Source organism: Rhodococcus sp. T2V, assembly GCF_029269925.1.
In the GTDB taxonomy this organism is placed as follows: Bacteria; Actinomycetota; Actinomycetes; order Mycobacteriales; family Mycobacteriaceae; genus Rhodococcus_F; species Rhodococcus_F koreensis.
This window is the reverse complement of record NZ_JARJBD010000020.1, coordinates 42536-65239: the sequence shown is the minus strand read 5'-3', so window position 1 is coordinate 65239 and position 22704 is coordinate 42536. Positions and strand designations below refer to the sequence as shown.

The window sequence follows — 22704 nt, the reverse complement described above, 5'->3', positions numbered from 1 at the left end:
CGTCAACCCTCCCGGTCGCGGCCCAGAATCCAGGTGTTGACGGTGCCGTCCCGCTGGTAGTCGAGCCGGTCGAGAACCGTGGTGGCGATCATGAGGCCGCGGCCGCGTTCCGCGAATTCGTCTGGGAGTTCGATGGCTGTGAGATCGACCGACACGGGATCTCCGTCGTCCTCGAACCGAGCTTCGATCCGGTCCGGCAGCGCCCGGACTTCGAGTGTCATGGTCACACTGTCACCGGAAGTGTGCTCGATGATGTTCGCCGCGATTTCAGCGACAGCGGACTCGAACTCGATGCGCCGGCGCACGTCCATAGGGTCGTTCGCCCACAGGTCCGCGAGGACCTCGTGGACCTCGTCCAGGCTTTCCGGGCGGGCGGTTGTGCGAAGCCGCCGGACGAACGGGCCGAGTTCAGCGGCCATCGAATGCGGCATCGACCGAATCGTGTGTTCGAAGTACACGATTGAGGTTGGTCAGCGCGAGCACGGTCTCGACCTGCTCGGTGGGCTGGGCGATGCGGAGGTCGCCACCGGCCTGTCGGGCGGCCTTGAGACCGGAGATGAGTGCCCCGAGCCCCGAGGAGTCGATAAAATCAGTGGCGCTGAGATCGACCACCACACGGGTCGTTCCGCCGTCGACCAAGTCGCGCACCAGCTCTCGCAGGCGGGGCGCTGCAACCATGTTCAGCCTGCCGGCCGGACGCACCACCGCCACACCCTCGTCCGTGGTACGGCTCTCGAACTCGATCATGCAGTTTCCTCCTGTCGGAATCCGCGATATCGGACCGCGGGGATGACGACACTCAAGATGACCAGATCGAACGCGACCCAGAACAGGTTCACACCGACACCGAGGACGGAGATGTTCCCGAGCGCGAGATGAATCACGCCGATCACCGACGCGAGGATGAGTGCCACCATCGCGATCAGCTGGTATCGCACCAGATACCACGGGGTCGCACCGTGTTCCTGGCGGGTCTTGGGCGTCACCGCGAAGCCCAGCGGCCGCCCTGCGTACACGTTGAGGACAGCGGTCCAACACGCCTTGATCCAGACCGGGAACAGGGCGAGGCTGTACTGCTGGCCACGCCAGGTGGGGGTGCCGCGGCTGACCACGAAGAACACGAGCTGGTTGAAGGCGAGGAACGGGACGAGACGGCCGAAGAACTCCCAGCTGTACGCCTGCACGGGCATGACGCCGAAGACGAGATAAATCACGGGTGCCGCGATGTAGACGACGGCGGCGAAGCCGGAGAGATAACTCCACATCGTCGCCCAGTACATCAGCCGTTGCGCGAGGGTGAGACCACGCTGCAGCAGCGGGTTCTCCCGGAACATCACCTGGATGGTGCCCTGCGCCCACCGCAGTCGCTGGGTCAGCATCGTGCCTGCGTCTTCCGGTGCCAGACCGTGGGCGAGGTTCTCGTGGTGGTAGGCCGTGTGCCAACCCAGTTCGTGAAGTTTCATACACGTCGCCATGTCTTCGGTGACCGAGATGGTGGCCATCGGCAACACCGGCTGCGCTTCGTCGTCGCGGCCGACGTCAACCGCTCGGATCAGGGTGCGGACGGACTCGATCGCGCCGAGCGGCGACCATTCGCGTTCGGCCAGCCGTGCCAACGCGGCATCGTCGAGTACCGCGACGGGAGTGTCGGTGTCGCTCAGATCCGCTTCCAGTGCGGCGATGGCCGCCAGGTCCTCGCGCATCGACCCGACATCGGCGTCGACGATCCGGCGCGCGGCGGCGTCGACCCGCTGCTGGAAATCGTAAGTAACGTCGGCGAGCGATCGGTTGCCGCGGAGGGATTCCCGTGCCGAGTGCACGGCCTCGGTGACATCATCGAGGGCGTCGGCGATCTCCTCCTGGTCCCCGTTCAGATCGGCCCGAGCTTTCGTGAGCACCTTCGCGGCCGTCCGCAGTGCCCGATGCACGTCCCGTTCGACGGCTTCGACATATCCGGCGATGCCGAGCTGCATCAGGGCGTCGCGGCGCAGAACGGCGTTGGACCCGCAGAAGAAGGCGGCGTTCCAGCCGTCTTTACCCTGCTGGATGGGGCCGTAGAACAGCGGGGCCTGGCTGCCGAGAGGGTCGCTCGCGGACACGTTCACGAAATACTGCGGTGTCTGGACGATGGCCATCTTCTCGTCCCTGAAGTATCCGAGAGTACGGTCGAGGATTGCTGGATCGGGTACCTGGTCGGCATCGAGGACGAGAATGTACTCGCCCTCGGTGAGCATCAGTGCGTTGTTCAGGTTGCCTGCCTTGGCGTGCCGGGGCTTGTTGGTCCAGGACGCCGCGCGGGTCATGTAGCGCACGCCGAGTTCATCGGCGGCGCGGGCCAGTTCGGGGCGGTCACCGTCGTCGAGAATCCATGTGGTGTGTGGGTACCGGATCCGCTGTGCCGCGGCCGCGGTCGCGAGCACCAGGTCCTCGGGTTCGTTGTACGTGGTGATGAAGACATCGACGGTGAGGTCGGGTGGCGGCGGTGATGGCGCGGGCCGCTTCCTCAGCCGCCACATCGTCAGCCCGAACAGCAACGAGTCGATCAAACTGTAGGTTTCGGCGATCACCAGCGGCACTGCGATCCACCACGCCGGCCAGTTCACCGAGAACAACCATCGCCACACGATGTAGTTGAGACCGAGCAGGGCGGTGAGGACGATGAGTATCCGGAGACCGGCAAGCCGGAGGGGTGACACAGGTATCCTCCTCAGCAGTCGCGACGTCGAAGCGCGACGACGGTGATGTCGTCGAGGGGTGCGGTGGCAGCGGCGAGGGTATCGACGGCTGCCAGCAGCTGTTTCGGTGACGGGTGCGCAGCGGCGAACGCGGGCACCGACTCCCATCCGCAGTCGACGTCGCCGAGGTGGTCGAGCAGGCCGTCGGAGCAGATCATGAGCATGTCGCCGGGGTACAGGGCGGTGTGTTGCGCCGTCCAGGAGTGGTTTTCGATCACTCCCAGCGGGAGTCCGGAGCTGCGAAGCGGTTCCACGGTGCCGTCCCGGCGGACGATCATCGCGAGACCGTGTCCGCCGTCGACATAGTCGAGAGCGCCGGATTCGACGTCGAGTGCAGCGTGGAACAGGGTCACGAACGTGCCGGTACGGTCGAAGTCGTCGGCGAGTTGTGCCGCCACAGCACCAACTGTGCGTCCGAGGTCGGGGCGATCATCGCCGTATCCGGCCAAGGCATGGGTGACGCCCCGCAACGCGGACCGGACCGACGCCGTCAGGATCGCCGCCCCCAGGCCCTTGCCCATGACGTCGGCGAGGCTGAACATCGAGTACGGACCGATCCGGTAGTAGTCGTAGAAGTCGCCGCCGACCGCGAAGGCCTGCACGCACGACGATTCCAAGTCGTATCCCGGAAGCTCGATCTCGTGTCGAGGGAGCAGTTCACGCTGAATTCTGGCGGCCCGCTCTAGCTCGTCGGAGCGCTCGAGTTCCCGCTGCGCCCATTCGGCGAGTTCGACGAAGGCGGCCAATTGTGTCGAGTCGAGTCTGCGAGGCTCGGTGTCGTAGATGCAGAACGTCCCGACCGGGTGGCCACCGGGCCCGTACAGCGGATAGCCGGCATAGAACCGCACCCCGCCGTCCGCGGCAACCCCGGGCAGATCCGCGAACACCGTATCGCGACGTGCGTCCTCGAGAATCACCATCGGATCCTCCGGATGGTGATACGCCCGGGCGATCGTCGTCTGGCACACCGTCTCCGATCGCGGAATGTTCTGCATGTCGAGGCCCTGCGTCGACTTGATCCACTGCCGGTCCCGATCGAGCAGCGACACCGCCGACATCGGAACTCCGAAGAGGTGACGCGCCATTCGGGTGATCTGGTCGAAACGCGCCTCTGGTGCGGTATCCAGGATCGCCAACTGTTCGAGTGAGCGAAGCCGCGCGATTTCGGTATCTTCGGCAATGATCGGGATGTTCATGTCAGCGGTACTTCCTCCCCAATGCGTCCGCCAGAGCGGCAGCCGATTCCGGTGTGCTCGTCAACCGCCAGTCGGCCTCCTTGTCGTGATCGAACCATATGAAACCGGACACGTCGCCTTGCGCCGTGAGGAAGTCGACGAGCGTACCGATCCAGTCGGCCTTCGACCCACCGGCGTCGGCGCTGCCTACCTCGGTGACCAGGATCGGCTTACGCGGCGCCAGATTCCGCAGTTCGTCCAGGCTCGGACCGAAAAGTTGGGCCGGTTCCACCCACTGACTCCACGACTGCGTCGTGCCCCAGTTGTATCCGTCCACACCGAGAACGTCGACGTAATCGTCCCCGGGATACAGGTCAGCCATCGGACTGCTGCCTGGGAACGCGACGTTGGGCGCCCATACCCACTTCACGTTGTCGGCGCCCTTCGATGCGAACAGGTCGTGGATGTGACGCCAGGCAGCAACATAGCTGCTCGGCTGCGTTCCCTGGGCCACACTCCACGGGTACCAGGTTCCGTTCGGCTCGTGGGCGAAACGGAGGTAGACCAGTGCATCCCAGGAGACCAGTTCGTCCGCCCACCGGTACAGGTAGTTGTCGTGGACACCGGCGGCAATCGACGACAACGAGAACTCACTCGACCCGTACCGCCCCTCGTCGAGCCACCGCCAGGGTTCCCAGGTGATCACCGGCACGGCACCGAGGTCCCGCACGGCACGCAGGCCGGCGATCGGGGGCGTCGAGGTGAAATCGGAATACGACAGGACCACCGTCGGTGGTTCACCGACAATCCTCGCGACGCCTTCGAATTCCTCGACGGCCGTGGGGCCGCCCGGTGTGCTGACGCCGAACCGCAGGCAGGGGCGCACATCCAGCGGGGTCATCGGCCCGCGGCACCCGCACTCACCACCCCCACAGGCGGACACCGCGATCGTCACCACCACCGCAGCCACACACAGCCGAATCACCTGACGCCCCATTCTCATCACTCGCCCCGCACGTGCTGCCACACCACACCCCGGCACAAAGCCAGAGCAGTCCCACTGGCAGATCCGTGATGCCCGATGAAATCCTCGAGTCCCTCCCTCGACTCCGCAAATGTCCCCTCGTCGACACCACCCAAACCCGGTGGTGTCGCCCCGACCACCGTTGCGACGTGTCACCGCAGGGCTATCAGCGCACGCGACCGCTCTCCGTGAGGTGCGCCAGGAACGTGCGCACCTCGTCGTTCGCGACGGGCCGGTGCGTCCATTCTCTATCTCCTGCGTCTGATCTGGCACCCATTCCGGCGGATCACGGAGTCACCACGCCCAACTCCCACAAGAAGTCGATGTGCTGCGGTCCGGCGGCGACGGCCGGGAGCGGATGCCCCAGCCCCTCAGGACCATCCTCGACAGCGACCCCGAACAACAGCATCGACGAGCCCGCTCGGGTAGCGGCTCGGCTCCCCAGATCCTGTCAGTCGCGGTAGGTGGCCGGTGGTGGGCCTGCGACCGGCCCGAGCGGGCCTGCTATCCACCGGTCGTAGATGCGCATCCACGTGCCGTCCGCGCGCATGCGGTCGAGGGTGCCGTTGACGAACCGCACCAGGTCGTCCTTGTATTTGTTGACACCGATTCCCCAGTGCTCTTCGTCCTCCATCGGTGGCCCCACGATCTGAAAATGCGGGTCCTGGGACACCAGGCCGGCCAGGAGCGAGTCCGAGGTGCTGGTCGCGTCGGCCTGCCGTTTCTGCATGGTGACGAGGCAGTCGTCCCAATCGGGGACCGCGACGATCGTGGCCTCCGGCGCGACCCGTTGGACAGTGGGAAGCGACGTGGTGTCGACGAACGTGCAGACCCGCTTTCCGGCCAGGTCCGCCGGTCCCGTGATGTCGGAACCCCGCGGGACCATGATTCGCTGAAAGGCGCGGAAGTACTCGGTGGAGAAGGCGACGCGTTGGGCGCGTTCACACGTGATCGCGGTGGCGTGAACGACGACGTCGACATCGTTGTGCTCGAGTGCTGTGAACCGGCCGGCCGAGGTGAGCAGCCGGAATTCGACTTTTGCCGGATCGCCGAAGATGTCCTTGGTGATCTCCTTCGCTACGTCGATGTCGAAGCCCTGCAGGGTGCCCGTGGTCGGGTCGCGGAAGCTGAACGGGTTCGTGTTCTGATCCACACCCACGATCAACCGGCCGCGCGACGCGATCTCGGCGAGTGACCCACCAGGCGGCATCTGCCCGGGCGGCGGCTGCGGGCCGGGTCGCAGGCTCGCGAGGGCTCCGCACGACTCGGGGGACGGTCCTGCAGGCGGCGGATTGTTCGTGGGCGGGATGATCTGTGCGCCGTTTGTCATCGGTCGGGTGGTGTACGTGCCCGCGACCGTCGGGGTGAGTGGGTCGGGTGTAGCGCAGCCGGCGAGGACGGCGACCGCGAGCATGCCGATCAGGAGCCGAGCACGCGGCGTCGCCCCCGGTCTCGAAATCCTCACCTGCGTCATCAGTGGTACTCGTTCAGTCGCGGCCAGATACCCCCGCCGACGGCGAATCCGCAGGACACGCCAATAATCATGCTACCGATCGCCAAGGACGACATCGACCGATAGGCGTCGGTCACAGCGCTTGCCTCGTCGTCGCGAAGTCGGTCGATCGCCTTGCGGAGGGCCGCGTCCATGGCCGCGAACTTCGCCGCCGACGTGCCGGAGCCGGACCCGGCGGCGATCGCCGCGGCGGTCGGGTAGTCGCCGCGCTCGAGGGCGATCTCGATGTCCCGGTGCGCGGCCAGCCAGCCGTCGCGGGCCGCCACGGCGTCGCGGAGGTCGTCCGCGGCGACCTCACCGTGCGAGCTGTCCAGCTGCCGGGTGAGCTCGTCGGACAACGCCTGGGAGTGCCGCATGTAGTCGACTTCCGATTGGGTGTCGGCCCCTCGCTGCAGGAGGGCGAGGGTCTCGTCGGCGCGGGCTTGCTGCGCCAGGATACGAGCGCGGGCAACAGTGTTGATGGGTTGTGTTCCTTCAGTTCTCGCGTGTTCGCTGGCCGACGTCGACACCAGGCTTCCGGCGATCAGCCAGACCAGGAGTCCCGCCATGAGCAGCGTCGCGACAGCGAGGCCGGGGTTGAACCGGCGCTTGCTCTTCCGCACGACGTACAGCTGGGCGAGAACGAGCGCGACGAGGGCGGCCGCGGTCACCGTGAACGCGGCCGCGGGCAGTTGGGCCGTGTGTGTCTGGGTCTCGGCGACCGCCGCGGCCTGACGGACGTAGAGCTGCTCCGCCAACGGGAGGATGGTGTGCCGCATGAGCGCGGACGCATCGGACAGATAGGCCACCCCGACGGGGTTGCCGGCCCGATCGTTCGCTTGAGCCGTGGCGACGAGGTTGAAGTACTCGGCGAGGTTGCGCACGACGTCCGACAAGAGTGCCAGCGATTCGGCATCCTGAGACGACACCCCATTGGTCGCCGTGACCAGCGCGTTCGACGCGTCCCCCACCGCCTGGGTGAACTGCTCCGCGCCGGTACCCGACTCGCCACCGGAGATGAAGGAGGTCGTCGCGGCGGCATCGGCGATCGACAGTGAGCTGTAGAGGGCCTGGGCGGCGTTCGCCAGGGGCTCGGTGTGGGTGCGCAGTACCTCGACTCGCTGTTGCCGCGCACCGACCGCCGCCGAGGTGATCACGCCGGCGGCGATGACCACGGCGATGAGCGCGATCCCCAGCACGGACAGCCGTCCGGGCGTCGATGTGAGGAATTCGACCCACGGGCGGCGACCCTCGGGCTCGACGAGCAGATCCTCGTCGAGCGTCGGGGTGTCGGTGACGACGTGGTCGCCGCGGTGGAACATCCGGCCCTCCTGCACCGCCGCCGCGATTCCGGTTGAGCACCGATCCGGGCAGTGTGGCTGAGTCCAGTGTGCACCGGAGGTGGTGGTCGACGGACCGACATGACGGTCGTCGGTTGCGCTCAATCGGAGCGCGCGGGCGAACCCGAGGTCCTGCGAGGTAGCAGGGTCGGGTCGAGCAGGCTGACCGTACGCGCGGCATCCGGTTCCTCGATGCGGGCGACGAGCTTCTGCACGGCGAGTTTGCCCATCTCGACGTAGTTGTTGTCCACACTCGTCAGACCGATGTAGCCGGTCCGGGCGAGGTAGCTGTTGTCGTAGCCGACCACACTGAGGTCCGCCGGAATCGACAATCCGCGCTCGACGGCGTGCGACATGGTGATCAGTGCGGCGTAGTCGTTGTTGGCGAGAATCGCCGTGGGCCGGGACCGCGATGTGATCAACGCCTGGGCCGCGCGCATATCGCCCGCTTCGCTGCGATCACTGATCTCGATCCGAATGTGCTCGGCAAGGCCGCTTCGGTGCATCTCCTCCCGGTATCCGTCGGTGCGCAGGTCGGCCGCGCGTCCCGTTCCGGCGAGGTGGGCGATGCGGGTATGGCCGAGTTCGACGAGATGGGCAACAGCCCGCGCCGCACCGGCACGGTCGTCGCCGGTCACCACGTCCACGCACGGCAGGTCGGGCTCCCGGCCGGAGACGACGACTGTCGGCAGAGTCCGTGCGGTAGACAGCAACTGTTCGGTCGGGGGGACGGTGCCGAGGCAGAGCAGTCCGTCGACGCGGGCTTCGACGAAGGCATCGAGCACGGACGTGTCGGTCTCGAGTTGATGGTCCTCGGCCAGGAAGAGATTCAGCCCCTGAGCCGACAGCTCGGTCCGGGTGGAGGCCAGCAGATCGATGAACCAGGGGTTGCGCAGGTCACTGAGGAGCGCGCCCACCGTGAAGGTGCGCTTCTGCGCCAGCGATCGGGCCGCAGCGTTGGGACGATAACCCAACTCCTCGACGGCGCCCAACACCGCGGCGCGCTTGGCGGCGCTCACCCCGGACTTTCCGCGCAGGACCACCGAGACCAACGATTTCGACACGCCGGCCCGATTCGCCACGTCGAAAATAGTCGGCCGGGCCGCGCGGACGTCGGCCGAGGTTTCGCTGTCGGTCACGGAACCACCACTCCCCTTCTGCGGTGTCCGGGGTGACAGAACTGCGTCCAGGACGTCGCCGAGCAAGCATAACAATAATGGAGCGTTCCACATCTTGTTCCACAGAATTGCTCACTCTTCGCCGCGACTCATCGGCCCCGGCGTCCCGAACAACTACACCCGAGCTACACCACCACCCGCGCCTTCTTGGGTCATATCTGCACGTCATCGACACGCACATGTTCTTTACGCGACCGTGAGCGCCTGCGTGTGCATTCGCCGCGCCCTTGACATCACGATGTGACCGCCGTTACCTTTTGCCGTGTGGAGCGTTCCACATTCATTCTGGATCGGTCGGGATTCGCCCTCGACCTCCGTGCTCAGCCAGAGAAAGCGAGAAACTTCGATGTCCCCACAGCAGAAGATCCGAGTGGCGCTCGTGGGCGCCGGTGCCGCAGGCCAGGCGCATGCCTTCGGGTTCCGCAACGTCACGATGGCGAGCGGGCTCGATACGGTCCAGATCGATCTGGCCGTGGTCGTCGACCCGAACGTCGAGCTGGCTCGTCGCACGGCCGCCCGCTACGGATACACCGACGCCACGGCAAACCTGCAGAGCGTTCTCGACGACCCGTCGATCGACGCGATCAGCGTGGCGCTGCCCAACAGCGTGCACGCCGACGTTCTGCCGGCCATCCTGCGCTCGGGAAAGCATGTGCTGACGGAGAAGCCGATCGGACGCAGCTCCGCGGAAGCAGTTGAACTGGTGGCACTGGCCGAAGCGTCCCCGGCCGTGACGGGTGTCGGCTTCTCGTTCCGGCGCCTGCCCGGCTTGGCTGCGGTGCACGACCTGGTCGGCGACGGTGCAATCGGCACCGTTCACAACTTCACCGCCTGGTACAACGCCGACTACGGTTCCTCCCCGCAGACCCCGTTCAGCTGGCGATACGCCAAAGACACCGCCGGCGCGGGCGCGCTGATCGACATCGGAACCCACGCAATCGACACGGTGCAGTACGTGGTCGGCCCCATCCGCCGGGTGCTGTCGGCAACCCTGCGGACCGCCATCGACCGCCGTCCCGTCCCCGGTACCGGCGAATCCGCCGTAGTAGACACGGACGACATCGCATTGCTGACAGTCGAACTCGACAACGGCGCCGTCGGCCAGATCCGCGTCAACCGCGTCGCAACCGGAATCCCCAACTCGCTGGGCATCGAGGTTCACGGCGCGCACGGTCACGCACGGTTCGACTCCATCGCCGCCGGTGAGTTCCACGTCCACATCGCCGACGAACCGGCGGCGCTGTCGGGCCCCCGCCGCGTGTTCACCGGCCCGGCACATCCCTACTTCTCCGATGTGGCGGCGATGCCCGGCGGCGGCGTCGGTACCGGATACGCCGAGGCATTCGTCGCCGAGATCCAGCACTTCGTGCGGTGCATTCTCGCCCGGACCCCGATGGACACCAGTTTCCCCTCCGCCTACCGCGTGATGCTCGCGGTCGACGCCGCGCAGCGCGCCGCCGAGAGCGGAGCCGCCGTCGATCTCGACACCGTCGACACCTGCCCCACACCGGCCTGACCACGCCTTCCACAGAACGGATTCCGTCATGACGACACCCGACCTCGCCACCGAGACCCGTCCGAACCCCGCCTACTCCCGCCTGAGTCTGGGCACCGCCCCCGACTCCTGGGGCATCTGGTTTCCCGACGATCCCCAGCAACCGCATTGGAGCACGTTCCTCGACGAGGTCGTCGAGGCCGGGTTCAAGACCATCGAACTCGGCCCGTACGGCTACCTGCCCACCCACCCCGAGCAACTGAAGGACGAGCTCGGACAACGTGGATTGACCTTGACGGGCGGCACTGTCGGCACGGCGCTGCACCACGGCGGGGACGCCTTCGAGCACGGCCGCAAGGACGCCTTCTCGGTCTGCGAACTACTCTCCGCCATGGACGTTCACCATCTGGTCGTGCTGCCCGAGCAGTACACCGACCTGCACACCGGTGCACTCACCCAACCTTCCGAGCTGACCGCCGAGCAGTGGGGCGACCTCGTCGAGGGCCACTCGACACTCGGCCGCCTCGTCGAAGAGGAATTCGCGGTGCGCGCCGGCTTCCACCCGCATGTCGACACCCACGTCGACACCCAGGCGTTCATCGAGAAGTTCCTCGACGACACCGATCCCGAGACGGTGTCGCTGTGCCTGGACACCGGACACGTCTCCTACTGCTCGGGCGACAACCGCGAGATCATCAGCCGCTACCCGGACCGCATCAGCTACATCCACCTCAAGCAGGTCGACCCCGGGGTGGCCGCCCAGGCCCGCACCGATCGCGTCGGGTTCTACGAGGCCGTCCAGCGCGGCGCCATGGTCGAACCGCCGCTCGGCGTGCCCACCATGGAACCGCTGCTGCGTGACCTCGCCGCACTGGGCCGCGACCTGCGACTGATCATCGAGCAGGACATGTACCCCGCCCCGCCCGGAAGCGCGCAGGCCATCGCCGTCCGCACCCGCGAGTATTTCGCCGGCATCGGCCTGCCGCCGGCCGAGCGTTGATCCCGCCGAATCGGAGACCGCACGATGAACATCACCCGCACTCTGACCTTTCCCGTCGTACTCCCACCCGACAGACCCGGGCCGCACACGAGGCGGCTCGGCGTGGTCACGGTGGTCGCGTCGTTCGGTGGCCTGCTGTTCGGCTACGACACCGGCGTGATCAACGGCGCCGGCGACCCGATGAAGGCAGACCTCGGGCTGAGTCCGCTCAGCGACGGTTTCGTCGTGAGCATCCTGATCTTCGGCGCCGCCTTCGGGGCCCTGGTCGGCGGCCGGCTGTCCGACCGTCACGGACGCCGCCACAACCTGCTGATGCTGTCCTGGATCTTCATCATCGGGACCCTCGGGTGTGTGTTCGCCCCGACCTGGCCCGCCCTCGCGGCGTTCCGCTTCGTCCTCGGGTTCGCCGTCGGCGGTGCCTCCGCCACGGTTCCGGTCTACCTCGCCGAACTCGTGCCGGCCGAGCGGCGCGGTAGCCTCGTCTCCCGAAACGAGATCATGATCGTCGGCGGAGTGTTCGCGGCATTCATCGTCAACGCCGGCATCATGCATACCTGGGGACACCACCACAACGTCTGGCGCTACATGCTCGCCGTCTCGGTCCTGCCGGCGTTCGCGCTGCTGATCGGCATGCTGAGGATGCCGGAAAGTCCGCGATGGCTCACGTCCCGTGGTCGTGACGGCGAGGCACTCGACGTACTGCGACAGGTGCGCTCGAATGAACGGGCCGACGCCGAGATGGCCGAGGTCCACGCCCTCGCCGAAGAGGAGCAGATCCTGCACACGGGCGGATGGCGCGACCTCGCCGTGCCGTGGATCCGCCGCCTGGTGGTCATCGGCGCCGTCCTGGGAATTGTTCAGCAGTTCACCGGGATCAACTCGATCATGTACTACGGCACCCAACTACTGCAGACGGCGGGATTCTCGAGCGGCGGCGCGATCATCGCCAACACCGCCAACGGGCTGTTCAGCATGCTCGGCATCATCGTCGGCGTCCTGCTCGTCAACCGAGTCGACCGCCGCACCATGCTCATCGGCGGACTCTCCCTGATCGTGACGTTCCACGTGCTCGTCGGCACCTCCGCACTGCTGCTGCCCGACAACGCGATCAAGCCGTACATCATCTTGGTGTTCGTGGTGCTGTTCGTCTTCTCCATGCAAGGCACGCTCGGTCCTCTGGTCTGGCTGATGCTCGCCGAGATGTTTCCGCTGGCGCTCCGCAGCTTCGCGATGGGACTGTCGGTATTCGTACTCTGGGTCGCCGACGCCGTCGTCACATTCGGCTTTCCGCCGCTCGTGTCCGCGCTCGGCATCGCACACACCTTCTTCGTCTTCGCGGGAATCGGTGTACTCGGCATCGTCTTCGTCGCCACCATGGTTCCCGAGACCCGCGGCAAATCCCTCGAGGAGTTCGAAGACGAGTTCCGAAGCGCCCACCCCCGTCGCTGACCACCCGCCCCGACTGCTCACGAACGAGGAGACCCGATATGAGCCCTGCCCGGAGGCGTCGCCGCCTCATCACACTCGCCACTGCCGCCCTCGCGACCGTGGCCCTGCTGACCGCGTCCTGCTCGAGCACCGGCGGAAAACCCGCAGATACCGGCGGCGGGATCTCCGCCGGAACCGCCGACACCCCCGCGGCGACCATCGCGATGATCACCCACGGAGTCCCCGGCAACGCCTTCTGGGACCTGATCCGCAAGGGCGCCGAGACCGCCGCGGCCAAGGACAACATCGAACTGCGCTACTCGTCCGACCCACAGGCCCCCAACCAGGTCAACCTCGTCCAATCCGCGATCGACAGCAAGGTCGACGGGATCGCACTCACCCTGGCCAAACCTGACGCCATGGGCCCGTCGGTCCGCGCCGCCGAGGACGCCGGTATCCCCCTCGTCGGTTTCAACGCCGGATACGACATCTGGCGGGACCTCGGCGTTCAGCAGTACTTCGGCCAGGACGAAACCCTCTCCGGCCACACCGCCGGCGAACGTCTCGCTTCCGAGGGCACCCGCAGAACGCTCTGCATCAACCACGAACAGGGCAACGTCTCACTCGAAGCCCGCTGCGCCGGTGTGGCGCAGGGACTGTCGGGCGGCAATACCGAGGTTCTCAATGTCAACAGCCAAGACATGACATCCGTCGAGGCGTCCATCACCGCCAAGCTCCAACAGGACCCTACGATCGACCACGTCGTGGCGCTCGATGCCGCCATCGCCCTCACCGCCGTGCAGTCCAAAGAGACCGCCGGCAGCGACGCCACCATCGTCACCTTCGACACCAACGCCGACCTCGTCAAGGCCATCCAGGCGGGCGATGTCGAATGGGCAATCGACCAACAGCCTTTCCTGCAGGGTTATCTCGCGGTCGACTCCCTCTGGCTGTACCTGAACAACGGCAACACCATCGGTGGCGGACAGCCCGTACTCACAGGCCCGGCCTTCATCGACCGGACCAACATCGACTCCGTCGCCGGGTACGCCGCCAACGGCACACGCTGAGCGCGGGACCCCGCTCCCGGTGATCGGCCCTTCGGTGCACCCGGTCATACACCGAGGAGCAGCACCCCGGTTGCGAACAGAGCGACGACTTTCACTACTTCCAGAGCGATGTAGACGTAGTGCGCGTGAGACCGCGGGACGTCCTCACCGGCGAGGACGCGGTCGGATCGACGTGTCAACCGGGGCCGGACCCCGACCAGCTGAACCACCAGCACCGCAACCGCGGTGGCGCCTGCCATCACCACCCGGGCCGGTGGCCCCTCGATGAGGAGTCCGGCGACGAGCAACGCCGCCCACACCATCTCGGTGACGTTCAGCGCCCGGAATACGAGACGGCCGATCCCCAACCCGAGCCGCACGGTCACCCCGGGTGCACGGAATTTCAGCGGTGCTTCGAGGAACGAGATCGCGATGACCATCCCCAGCCAGACGAACGTCACCGCGATCGAGACGGCATGAGCTGCGGTCATCGGTTCCTCCCCCTCCGCGTGGCCTGCCCTCGGGGGCTCTGCACCCGTTCTCTTCGCGTCGCCGCGAGCGTCAGCTGTCGAGCTGTGACATCAGCGCCTGCTGGCTGGCGTGGACGTGGCGTCGCATGTAGTTCTCGGCGCCGATACCGTCCTTGGCGATGATCAGTTCGAGGACAGTGTGGTGTTCACGTTCGGACTCGAGTGACCGGCCGGGTTGTGAGAGGGAGGTTTTCACGAGCCGCCTGTAGGCGAGTTGGTTCATCAGGAGGCGGTAATGGGTGGCGAGCTTGCCGTTGTCCGCACCGACGATGAGGATCTCGTGGAATTCGTGGACCAGGTGGGCATACCGCTCGACGTCGCCGGCCTCTACGGCGGCGTCGGCCTCGCGGACGTTGGCCTTCATCGCGGAGAGTTCGGGGACGTCACCGCGCGCCGCCATCAATCGGGCGGCGCCACCCTCGAGAAGCTGTTTCATCTCGAACAGTTCGTTGATCTCGCGCCGGGACGGGACCGCGACGAAGGTTCCCACCCTCGGGCGGATCTCCACCAGGCCCTCGATCTGAAGCTGTTTGAGAGCTTCCCGGATGGGGGTGCGGCTGATCCCGAAGGTGTCGGCGAGGGAAATCTCGGACAGCGACTGTCCCGGTGCGAGCTCGCCCGAGATGATCATCTCCCGGATTCCGTCGGCCGCGCGTTCCTGGAAGTTGCTCGTGTCGAGTCTCCGCGACGCCGCGACATCCATCGCTCCCCCTTCACCGGTCTGCCATGTATCTTGCATGTCAACCGTACATTGCTGGTGGTTCGCTCCGAGCGCTACCGCGGCGCGCCCCAGCGGACGTTCCCGACACCCACCCGGGCCGCCAGTGGCCCGGGCGGATGCGTTTCCCACGTGTCGGAGCCGACGCCGGTGCGTGTCAGCGGAACGCGGGGACGACTTCCTTGATGAACAACTCGAGCGACTTGCGCTTCTCCTCGTGCGAGAGGGTGTTGTCGGCCCAGAAGCTGAACTCGTCGATCCCGAGTTCCTGGTAATACCGCAGACGGTCGACCACTTCCTCCGGAGTCCCGATCATCGCGGTCTTGTGCAGCGACTCCGGGGAGAACTCGGGCCGCTCGGCGAACTTCGACTCCGGGCTCGGTTCCAGGAAGCCGTTGACCGGGGCCTTCTTGTTCCCGAACCACGCGTCGAACGTCCGATAGAACTTCTGGATGCCCTCCGCGGCCGGCCGCCAGCCTTCCGGATCGTCGGCCGAGTGCACGTACGTGTGCCTGAGCACCATGATCTCGGGCCGCTGCACCTCGGGATGATTCGCGACAGCCGTCTCGAACTTGTTCTTGAGGTCGGCGACTTCCTCGTCACCCTTCATCAGCGGAGTCACCATCACATTGCATCCCTGCGCGACCGCGAAGTCGTGCGAGGCCGGGTCGCGGGCGGCGACCCACATCGGTGGCATCGGTTGCTGGACCGGCTTCGGCACGCTCGTCGAGGTCGGGAATTTCCAGATCTCGCCGTCGTGGGCGTAGTCGCCCTTCCACAGTTCGCGGACCGCGGGCACGAGTTCGCGCAGGTGCTTGCCGCCTTCGCCGGCAGGCAGGCCGTCTGCCAGACGGTCGAACTCGAACTGGTAGGCGCCGCGTGCCAGACCGACCTCCATGCGGCCATTGCTGATGACGTCGAGCAGCGCACACTCACCCGCCACCCGGATCGGGTTCCAGAACGGCGCGATGATCGTGCCGGCGCCGAGCCGGATGGTCGACGTCTGACCCGCCAGATAGGACAGCAGCGGCATCGGGCTGGGCGCAATGGTGTATTCCATTGCGTGGTGCTCCCCGATCCACACGGTCTCGAATCCGCCGGCCTCGGCCATCAGCGTCAGCTCGGTCAGGTTCTCGAACAGTTGGCGGTGGCTGACGCTTTCGTCCCATCGCTCCATGTGCACGAACAGCGAAAACCTCATTGCTGTTCCTCCTCTGCAAATCGTGTGGTTGGTGTGCAATTCCGGCGTGTCGGCGCCGTCGGGCAATCGTGCTGCCCAGAGTTCGGTGCGGTCAGCTCCGCATGGTGAACGGGTCCGCTACGGGATCTTCACTCGTGTTGATCCAGACGCTCTTGAGCCTCGTGTACTCCTTGATCGTCTCGGTGCCGTGCTCGATGCCGACGCCACTGCTCTTGAAGCCCTGGCGCGGCGACATCGGCGACATCGCGCGGTAGGTGTTCACCCAGACCGTCCCGGCTTCGAGTCGCGAGGCCATGCGGTGTGCCCGCGACAGGTTCGTCGTCCACACCCCGGCCGCGAGGCCGTAGTCGGTGTCGTTGGCGAGCCGGATCACTTCTTCCTCGGTCTCGAACGGCATGATCGCGGCCACGGGACCGAAGATCTCCTCCCGCACCACCCGCATGTCGTTGTCGACGTCGACGAGGACGGTGGGCTCGTAGAAGTACCCGCCGAGCCCGCCGTCGCAGGCCCGGCCGCCCGTGACGACCCGTGCTCCTTCGCTACGGCCGAGATCGACATAGCCCGCCACCTTGTCACGCTGGTCTGCGAAGGCGAGCGGTCCGAGTTCGGTTGCGTCGTCGAGAGGGTCACCGATCCGAATGGTCTTCGCGCGCTCGGTGACTCGCTCGAGCAACTCGTCGTAGACGGCGCGATGCGCGAATACCCGGCTGCCTGCGATGCAGGTCTGCCCTGCGGCCGCGAAGATGCCCGCGACGACGCCCATCGCCGCGTTGGCCACGTTCGCGTCCTCGAAGACGATGTTGGGCGACTTCCCACCCAGCTCCAACGTCGATCCGATGAACCGGCTCGCCGTGGCCGCCGCGATCCGCGCGCCCGTCGCAGTGCTGCCGGTGAACGAGATCTTCGCGAGATCGGGGTGGTCGACCAGTGCTTGACCGGCTTCGGCGCCGAAACCGGTCACGACGTTGACGGCGCCTGCCGGGAAGCCCGCTTCCAGCGTCAGCTCGGCAAGTCGCAGCGCCGACCGCGACGTGTACTCCGAAGGCTTGACGACCACGGTGTTGCCTGCGCACAGCGCGGGAGCCAGCTTGCTGGTCGTGAGCGTGAGCGGCGAGTTCCAGGGCGTGATCGCACCCACCACACCGAGCGGCTCGCGCGAGGTGTAGTTCAGCACCCGACGGTCCGACGTCGGAACGACGTCGCCCTGAATCTTGTCGGCCAGTCCGGCGTAGTAGTAGTAATACTCCGGCAGCGTGGCCAACTGCCCGCGCATCTCACGCAGCAGCTTGCCGTTGTCCACGACCTCCATGCGGGCGAGTTCCTCGGCGTTCTCCGCGATGAGATCGCCGAGACGACGAAGCAGATGACCGCGCCGGGTCTGGCTGAGATCGCGCCAGCGGGGGTCGTCGAACGCCGTCTTCGCCGCCGCGACGGCCCGCTCGATGTCGGCCGCGTTTCCCCGGGCGGCCCGATACAGCGTCTCCCGGGTGGCCGGGTTCGTGCTCTCGAAGTACTCGCCGGATTTGGGCGCGACGTGTTCTCCGCCGATGAAGTGGTGCAACTGTTCGAGGTCAGACATGTGCGTGCTCTCCGATGAAGGTCGTGATGCAGTCGACGAGCGCCTGCGGACGCTCGATGGGAAGCATGTGCCGCGCGTCCGGGATGATCACCGGCCTGCAGTGCGGCAACGCCGACGCGAGCCGCCGTGTCATCTCCGGAGTGGAACCGGGATCGTCGCTGCCGGTCACGGCGAGGCCGGGCACGGTGATCGACTCGAGGGCCGGACCGACTTCCGCGTCCGCCGTCGCGAACACCCGGTAGCAGTTCACGAAGGATGCGACGTCGTTCGCCGACAACGTGTCCCGGGTCCGGCGGACCCACTCCGGCCCGACCGCGGTACCGGCGTACCACCTGTTGATCGACGCCGCCGCGCTTGCTGCGAAATCGTCACGAGCGGTGCGCAATCGGGCCAGCACCGCCGTGCGCTCGTCGTCTGTGCGCCGGCAGACGGAACTCACCGACGTCAGCGTCGCCACCAGTTCGGGGCGGTCGAGCGCGAGATGCTGGGCGACGAGCGCCCCCAGCGAGAAGCCCACCAGGTGCGACCCCGGGGGAATGTCGTCGGCGACGCCGTCGGCGAGGTCGGCAAGGGTCGTGCCGTCCGCGGCGGGTGGCCGTGAGCCGTGGCCGGGCAGGTCGGGCGTGATCACCGTGTACCGGTCTGCGAGCAGCGCGGCGACGGGCTCCCACATCGTGTGATCGAGCCCGACGCCGTGCAACAGCACCATGGTTGGCTTGCTCATGGAACGTACCCGGTTACTGCTCGGACGTGAGCGGAGCGAGACGCTGCTGGGGGCGTCCCTGGGCGGCTGCGGCCAGTGCGATCACGATCTCATTCGGGTGCGGCGCGTCGGCAATCCGCACTTCTACGGTCTGGTGGTGGGATCGGATCGTCGCGTCGGTGATGTGCTTGAGCGGGATGTCGAAGACGATGCCTGCGGGCCCGCGCTTCTCGACGGCGGGCAGCAGGGTCGTCGCGTTCGCCGCCTTGCGGAAGTGGTCACCGAACTTCAGCGTGTGGATGAGCCCCGAGCCGTGCTCGATCTCCCCGTTGAGGCCGACGATCGCGGCCTTACCGTACGCCTCCGCCGGCGCCCCGAGTGCTTCGAGCACCTTCGGCGCTAGCAGTGCGCCCGCAGCCGACGCGGTGTCGTCGATTCCGGGTCCGAGGTCGTCGACGAATCCCTGCCCAGCCCAGGGGTTGTCGATGACCGCCGCGACGATGGCCACGCGAGCGGCGGGCGAGACGGGGCGGCCGCCTTCGGTCAGGATCTCTTCGACGACGGTGATGATCTTGCGAACGTTCATGAAAGGACTGCCTCCAGGTTCTGAGCGGTGATAGCGGGGTCGGTTGCCCGGTCGCCGATGCGTGGATGCGGGCGGGGGCCGGTCGACGCCGCTGCGATGACGACGATCTCGTCAGCGCGCGGCGCATCCGCCACTCGCGCGCTCACGGTCTGGTAGTGACTTCGGGTGGCGGCGTGCTCCTTGTGCCACATCGGGACGATCAGTTCTTCGCCCGCCTCCGCCCTTGTGTCGGCGAAGCAGATGATGGACTCCCCCTGCAGGAACTCGCGGACGAGGTTCCCGAAGTACGGCGTGTGGATCAGGGCGCCGCCGTGTTCGATCTCTCCGGCGGTGCCGACGATGGCAGCCTTGCCGAATGCCTCGATCCGGTCCGCGCCGCCGAGCGTCTCGATCAGCCGGTCGGTCAGCAACTTCGCCAGCCGAGGGGCGATTTCGCCGACCGCGCCGGACAGGTCGGTGGCAGCACTGGTGCCCACCCAGGGGTTCGTGACCACGGCCGCGACACTGGCGCGATATGCCGGACGAGCGGGGGCTGCCCCCGCCTCGGTCACGATCTCCTCGCGATAGAGCGACAGCTTGCGGATTTCGATGCCCGCCTCAATACAATTCCGATTCCGCTCTTGCATACAACGTACCGTAGTCATGGCTCACTCTTCGGTCAAGAGCAGTCGCCACCGGCCGCGCAAATCCGTCGTCGCCAACCAGGAGATGCACCACATATTCGCAGTTCAAACACCATTGAACCAGCAAGCAGACCCGTCGGGTTCGCGGCGATCGCATTCCGTCATTGACAGGCGAATGTGACGCGCCTAATAATCTCTTGCATGGTAGAGCAGCCGAGCAGCGGCCAGTCGCTTCAGACGACCCCCATATCGAGCCACCGTCACACCCCATCGAAACCGACCACGGCCGACAGCGCATCGGAGATGGCACCCATCGCTGCACTCGGCGGCGGCGATCGCATCCCCGGTCGCGGCAATCGATCACTCGGGAATCGATTCCGCCGCAACGAACTCGGCAGCGTCTTCTGGACGTCGGTCGGCGTCTCGACGCTGTTCGTAGCATGGGCTGTCGCATTCACCGAGAACCTCAACGAGGTCACCACCGACTCGCTCAACTGGATGACGTCCACCTTCGGCTGGACGTATCTCGTAGTGACGCTGTGCATCCTCGTCTTCCTGGTCTTCCTCGCGTTCAGCCCCGCCGGCGACATCCGCCTCGGCCGCGACGACGAGAAGCCGGAGTTCTCGACGCCCAGTTGGCTCGCGATGATTTTGAGCGCGGTCATGGGGATCGGCCTGATCTCCTACGGCGTCGCCGAACCGATCTCACACTTCGCGTCGCCGCCACACGGTCTCGCGGAGCCGAGAACCACCGACGCCGCCGTGCGCGCGATGCAGTACTCGTACTTCGACTGGGGCGTGCACGCGTGGGCCATCTTCGCAGTGTTCGGCCTGGCCATCGCCTACTCGACACACCGCAAGGGCCGGCGGACGTTGGTGAGCCAGCTTTTCCATCCCCTGCTCGGCGAACGTGTGAACGGTCCCCTCGGCAAGACCATCGACGTCCTCGCGGTATTCGCCACGCTGTTCGGCACCACCACGTCGCTCGGACTCGGCGCACTCCAGGTCAACAACGGGCTGGCCACCCTGTTCGGCACGCCGGTGGACTCGGTTTCGCAGGTGCTGATCATCGCAGTCGTCACAGCGTTGTTCACGCTGTCGGCCGTCACCGGTGTCAACAAGGGCATCAAATTCCTCAGCCAATGCAGCACCGCGCTGGCGATCGCGTTGTTCGTCTTCATTCTCATCGTCGGCCCGGCGGTATTCGTCGCGAATCTGTACATCGAGTCCCTCGGCACGTGGGCGAGCGATTTCTTCCGGATGAGCCTGCAGGGCACCGCATTCGGCGACCTCGAGTGGATGCAGTGGTGGACCTACTTCATGCTCGCGTGGTGGGTGTCATGGGGCGCGTTCGTCGGAGTCTTCCTCGCCCGCATCTCACGCGGACGCACCATCCGAGGATTCATCATGGGAGTTCTCGTCGTGCCCAGCGCCGTCTTCTTCACGTGGTTCACAGTGTTCGGCGGCACCGCCATCCACATCGACATGTACGAGGGCGGCGACATCGCCGAGCGCACCGCGGCGGATATCAACAGCGCATTCTTCGCCACCCTCGAGCATTACCCGTTCGCCACGGTGACCTCGGTAATCGCCATCGTTCTCGTCGTCGTATTCTTCGTATCCGGCGCCGACGCGAACACCTATGTGCTGAGCATGATGACCTCGAACGGCTCACTGACCCCGGCCCGCTGGATCCTCGTACTGTGGGGCGTACTCACCGGTGTCACCGCTATCGTGCTCATGCTGGCAGGCGGACTGAATGCCTTGCAGAACACCGTGATCGTGACCTCCCTCCCCTTCCTCGTGATCGTCGCCGGCTTGACGGTGTCGTTCTGGAAAGAACTCGTTTCCGACCGAAAGGAACACATGAAATGACCGATGACACCACCCGGCGTGAGCTGATTGTGAAGGTGTGGGACGCAGCCTGGGACCGAGGGGAGGTGGACGCCTTCGACACCATCCTCGACCCGCACTACCAGCGCCACGGCACCCACGGGTCCGCTCAGGACCGCGAGACATTCAAGGCGTCGATCCTGTCGACGCGCGCCGCCTTCCCCGATCTGAAGACCACGATCGACGACATCGTCCTCGAAGGCGACCGCGCCGCGATCCGCTGGCACAGCGCAGGCAGTCACACCGGCGCGTTCATGGGCATCCCTACGACCGGCAAACGCGTCCAGGTCAGCGGGGCCACGTTCGCACGCTTCGACGGGGACGGCATCGTCGAAGAGTTCGTGACCTGGGACCCCCGCGCACTCCTGTCCGCACTCGGCATCATCACCGTCGGCCAAGACTGACCCACGGCATCAACACGGAGAACACACCATGTCACCACTTCAGCAGAACGCCGATATCGACCTGATGAAGCAGGTCAACCGCCAGTTCGTCACCGGCGTCACCGTCATCACCTCACTGGACGGGGACACGCCGAAAGGTCTGGCAGTCAACGCCTTTGCCAGCATCTCACTCGACCCGCCGACCGTCATGGTCTGCGTGCAGCGTACGTCGAACACACACGACTGCCTCTTCCGCGCGGATCATCTCGCGATCAACATTCTGTCGACCGCACAAATGGATGTCGTGAGTCGCTTCGCATCCAAGTCCGCCGACAAGTTCGCCGACCTCGACTGGCGGCCCGGACCCTACGGAAGTCCGCTGATCGAGCGCAGCAGCGCACAGATGGAGGTCGAGATCCGGGAGCGACTGCAGGCAAGCACTCACACGGTGTTCATCTGCCGTGTCCTCCATGCCGCGGTGACCGAGCAGACTCCGATGATCTACAGCACCGGAAAGTTCTTCGACGGAGGGGCTCTCACCCCGCTGGGATGATCCCGGCCGCCGCCGGGAC

21 protein-coding genes and 1 pseudogene are annotated in these 22704 nt (G+C 66.2%); 7 read left to right on the top strand and 15 right to left on the bottom strand.

What is annotated here, in order from left to right:
* Positions 1–2: 2 nt before the first annotated feature.
* The 8 genes and pseudogenes from P3H15_RS18645 to P3H15_RS18610 form a co-directional block, all read right to left on the bottom strand.
* Positions 3–419 carry an ATP-binding protein gene (locus P3H15_RS18645; protein ID WP_276138681.1) on the bottom strand — a complete coding sequence of 139 codons (417 nt, stop codon included), beginning with the start codon at positions 417–419 and terminating at the stop codon, positions 3–5.
* Entirely contained in the window at positions 409–747 is a 339-nt protein-coding gene (locus P3H15_RS18640; RefSeq protein WP_276138601.1) for an STAS domain-containing protein, read from the bottom strand. The genes P3H15_RS18645 and P3H15_RS18640 overlap by 11 nt, the downstream gene beginning before the upstream one ends.
* Positions 744–2696: a glycosyltransferase gene (locus tag P3H15_RS18635; protein WP_276138600.1), complete on the bottom strand. Its 1953-nt coding sequence runs from the start codon at positions 2694–2696 to the stop codon at positions 744–746. The genes P3H15_RS18640 and P3H15_RS18635 overlap by 4 nt, the downstream gene beginning before the upstream one ends.
* 11 nt (positions 2697–2707) lie before the next feature.
* Positions 2708–3931 (bottom strand): PP2C family protein-serine/threonine phosphatase, encoded by a 1224-nt coding sequence (locus P3H15_RS18630; RefSeq protein ID WP_276138599.1) that lies wholly within the window; start codon positions 3929–3931, stop codon positions 2708–2710.
* A 1-nt stretch (position 3932) separates the two neighbouring features.
* Positions 3933–4811 carry a glycoside hydrolase family 26 protein gene (locus P3H15_RS18625; protein WP_276138598.1) on the bottom strand — a complete coding sequence of 293 codons (879 nt, stop codon included), beginning with the start codon at positions 4809–4811 and terminating at the stop codon, positions 3933–3935.
* 574 nt (positions 4812–5385) lie between these two features.
* Positions 5386–6408: a glutamate ABC transporter substrate-binding protein gene (locus P3H15_RS18620; protein ID WP_276138597.1), complete on the bottom strand. Its 1023-nt coding sequence runs from the start codon at positions 6406–6408 to the stop codon at positions 5386–5388.
* A pseudogene (locus P3H15_RS18615) lies at positions 6408–7849 on the bottom strand (hypothetical protein). Before P3H15_RS18615 ends, P3H15_RS18620 begins: the two are co-directional and overlap by 1 nt.
* A gap of 18 nt (positions 7850–7867) precedes the next feature.
* Positions 7868–8905 (bottom strand): LacI family DNA-binding transcriptional regulator, encoded by a 1038-nt coding sequence (locus P3H15_RS18610; protein WP_276138595.1) that lies wholly within the window; start codon positions 8903–8905, stop codon positions 7868–7870.
* A gap of 385 nt (positions 8906–9290) precedes the next feature.
* Between P3H15_RS18610 and P3H15_RS18605 the strand changes: the two genes are divergently transcribed.
* Genes P3H15_RS18605 through P3H15_RS18590 form a run of 4 tightly spaced genes read left to right on the top strand, consistent with a single transcriptional unit; the run spans position 9291 to position 13937 of the window.
* Entirely contained in the window at positions 9291–10460 is a 1170-nt protein-coding gene (locus P3H15_RS18605; RefSeq protein WP_276138594.1) for a Gfo/Idh/MocA family protein, read from the top strand.
* Positions 10461–10488: 28 nt separating this feature from the next.
* Entirely contained in the window at positions 10489–11439 is a 951-nt protein-coding gene (locus P3H15_RS18600) for a sugar phosphate isomerase/epimerase (RefSeq protein ID WP_276138593.1), read from the top strand.
* 24 nt (positions 11440–11463) lie between these two features.
* A complete protein-coding gene (locus P3H15_RS18595) occupies positions 11464–12888 on the top strand; it encodes a sugar porter family MFS transporter (protein ID WP_276138592.1) in 1425 nt (474 codons plus the stop codon).
* Between the two features lie 38 nt (positions 12889–12926).
* Positions 12927–13937, top strand: coding sequence for a substrate-binding domain-containing protein (locus P3H15_RS18590; protein ID WP_276138591.1), 1011 nt, complete (start codon positions 12927–12929; stop codon positions 13935–13937).
* Between the two features lie 44 nt (positions 13938–13981).
* On the opposite strand, the gene P3H15_RS18585 is transcribed toward P3H15_RS18590, so the two are convergent.
* The 7 genes from P3H15_RS18585 to P3H15_RS18555 all read right to left on the bottom strand — a co-directional run bounded on the left by P3H15_RS18585 (position 13982) and on the right by P3H15_RS18555 (position 19859).
* The gene (locus P3H15_RS18585) at positions 13982–14407 is read right to left on the bottom strand and encodes a hypothetical protein (protein ID WP_276138590.1); all 426 of its coding nucleotides are present in this window, start codon (positions 14405–14407) and stop codon (positions 13982–13984) included.
* Between the two features lie 70 nt (positions 14408–14477).
* Entirely contained in the window at positions 14478–15149 is a 672-nt protein-coding gene (locus P3H15_RS18580) for a GntR family transcriptional regulator (protein WP_276138589.1), read from the bottom strand.
* Between the two features lie 172 nt (positions 15150–15321).
* Positions 15322–16365 carry an LLM class flavin-dependent oxidoreductase gene (locus P3H15_RS18575; protein WP_276138588.1) on the bottom strand — a complete coding sequence of 348 codons (1044 nt, stop codon included), beginning with the start codon at positions 16363–16365 and terminating at the stop codon, positions 15322–15324.
* Positions 16366–16456: 91 nt separating this feature from the next.
* A complete protein-coding gene (locus P3H15_RS18570) occupies positions 16457–17944 on the bottom strand; it encodes an aldehyde dehydrogenase (protein WP_276138587.1) in 1488 nt (495 codons plus the stop codon).
* Positions 17937–18668, bottom strand: coding sequence for an alpha/beta fold hydrolase (locus tag P3H15_RS18565; RefSeq protein WP_276138586.1), 732 nt, complete (start codon positions 18666–18668; stop codon positions 17937–17939). The genes P3H15_RS18570 and P3H15_RS18565 overlap by 8 nt, the downstream gene beginning before the upstream one ends.
* Positions 18669–18681: 13 nt before the next feature.
* The gene (locus P3H15_RS18560; RefSeq protein WP_276138585.1) at positions 18682–19233 is read right to left on the bottom strand and encodes an amino acid synthesis family protein; all 552 of its coding nucleotides are present in this window, start codon (positions 19231–19233) and stop codon (positions 18682–18684) included.
* Entirely contained in the window at positions 19230–19859 is a 630-nt protein-coding gene (locus tag P3H15_RS18555; protein ID WP_276138584.1) for an amino acid synthesis family protein, read from the bottom strand. Before P3H15_RS18555 ends, P3H15_RS18560 begins: the two co-directional genes overlap by 4 nt.
* A gap of 300 nt (positions 19860–20159) precedes the next feature.
* Here P3H15_RS18555 and P3H15_RS18550 point away from each other — a divergent pair, with 300 nt between their 5' ends.
* Genes P3H15_RS18550 through P3H15_RS18540 form a run of 3 tightly spaced genes read left to right on the top strand, consistent with a single transcriptional unit; the run spans position 20160 to position 22685 of the window.
* Complete coding sequence (locus tag P3H15_RS18550) at positions 20160–21731, top strand: BCCT family transporter (protein ID WP_276138583.1); 1572 nt, start codon at positions 20160–20162, stop codon at positions 21729–21731.
* On the top strand, positions 21728–22153 hold the full coding sequence (locus tag P3H15_RS18545; RefSeq protein ID WP_276138582.1) for an ester cyclase: 426 nt from the start codon (positions 21728–21730) through the stop codon (positions 22151–22153). Before P3H15_RS18550 ends, P3H15_RS18545 begins: the two co-directional genes overlap by 4 nt.
* Before the next feature lie 28 nt (positions 22154–22181).
* Positions 22182–22685: a flavin reductase family protein gene (locus tag P3H15_RS18540; protein ID WP_276138581.1), complete on the top strand. Its 504-nt coding sequence runs from the start codon at positions 22182–22184 to the stop codon at positions 22683–22685.
* Positions 22686–22704: the final 19 nt, after the last annotated feature.

Excerpts from the sequence above, each read along its gene's own strand:
- P3H15_RS18545 (WP_276138582.1), top strand. The coding sequence starts at position 21,728 with ATGACCGATGACACCACCCGGCGTGAGCTGATTGTGAAGGTGTGGGAC.
- P3H15_RS18585 (WP_276138590.1), bottom strand. The coding sequence starts at position 14,407 with ATGACCGCAGCTCATGCCGTCTCGATCGCGGTGACGTTCGTCTGGCTG.
- P3H15_RS18540 (WP_276138581.1), top strand. The coding sequence starts at position 22,182 with ATGTCACCACTTCAGCAGAACGCCGATATCGACCTGATGAAGCAGGTC.
- P3H15_RS18600 (WP_276138593.1), top strand. The coding sequence starts at position 10,489 with ATGACGACACCCGACCTCGCCACCGAGACCCGTCCGAACCCCGCCTAC.
- P3H15_RS18620 (WP_276138597.1), bottom strand. The coding sequence starts at position 6,408 with ATGACGCAGGTGAGGATTTCGAGACCGGGGGCGACGCCGCGTGCTCGG.
- P3H15_RS18605 (WP_276138594.1), top strand. The coding sequence starts at position 9,291 with ATGTCCCCACAGCAGAAGATCCGAGTGGCGCTCGTGGGCGCCGGTGCC.
- P3H15_RS18570 (WP_276138587.1), bottom strand. The coding sequence starts at position 17,944 with ATGTCTGACCTCGAACAGTTGCACCACTTCATCGGCGGAGAACACGTC.
- P3H15_RS18640 (WP_276138601.1), bottom strand. The coding sequence starts at position 747 with ATGATCGAGTTCGAGAGCCGTACCACGGACGAGGGTGTGGCGGTGGTG.
- P3H15_RS18590 (WP_276138591.1), top strand. The coding sequence starts at position 12,927 with ATGAGCCCTGCCCGGAGGCGTCGCCGCCTCATCACACTCGCCACTGCC.
- P3H15_RS18565 (WP_276138586.1), bottom strand. The coding sequence starts at position 18,668 with ATGAGCAAGCCAACCATGGTGCTGTTGCACGGCGTCGGGCTCGATCAC.
- P3H15_RS18580 (WP_276138589.1), bottom strand. The coding sequence starts at position 15,149 with ATGGATGTCGCGGCGTCGCGGAGACTCGACACGAGCAACTTCCAGGAA.
- P3H15_RS18595 (WP_276138592.1), top strand. The coding sequence starts at position 11,464 with ATGAACATCACCCGCACTCTGACCTTTCCCGTCGTACTCCCACCCGAC.
- P3H15_RS18630 (WP_276138599.1), bottom strand. The coding sequence starts at position 3,931 with ATGAACATCCCGATCATTGCCGAAGATACCGAAATCGCGCGGCTTCGC.
- P3H15_RS18555 (WP_276138584.1), bottom strand. The coding sequence starts at position 19,859 with ATGCAAGAGCGGAATCGGAATTGTATTGAGGCGGGCATCGAAATCCGC.
- P3H15_RS18560 (WP_276138585.1), bottom strand. The coding sequence starts at position 19,233 with ATGAACGTTCGCAAGATCATCACCGTCGTCGAAGAGATCCTGACCGAA.
- P3H15_RS18550 (WP_276138583.1), top strand. The coding sequence starts at position 20,160 with ATGGCACCCATCGCTGCACTCGGCGGCGGCGATCGCATCCCCGGTCGC.
- P3H15_RS18645 (WP_276138681.1), bottom strand. The coding sequence starts at position 419 with ATGGCCGCTGAACTCGGCCCGTTCGTCCGGCGGCTTCGCACAACCGCC.
- P3H15_RS18625 (WP_276138598.1), bottom strand. The coding sequence starts at position 4,811 with ATGACCCCGCTGGATGTGCGCCCCTGCCTGCGGTTCGGCGTCAGCACA.
- P3H15_RS18575 (WP_276138588.1), bottom strand. The coding sequence starts at position 16,365 with ATGAGGTTTTCGCTGTTCGTGCACATGGAGCGATGGGACGAAAGCGTC.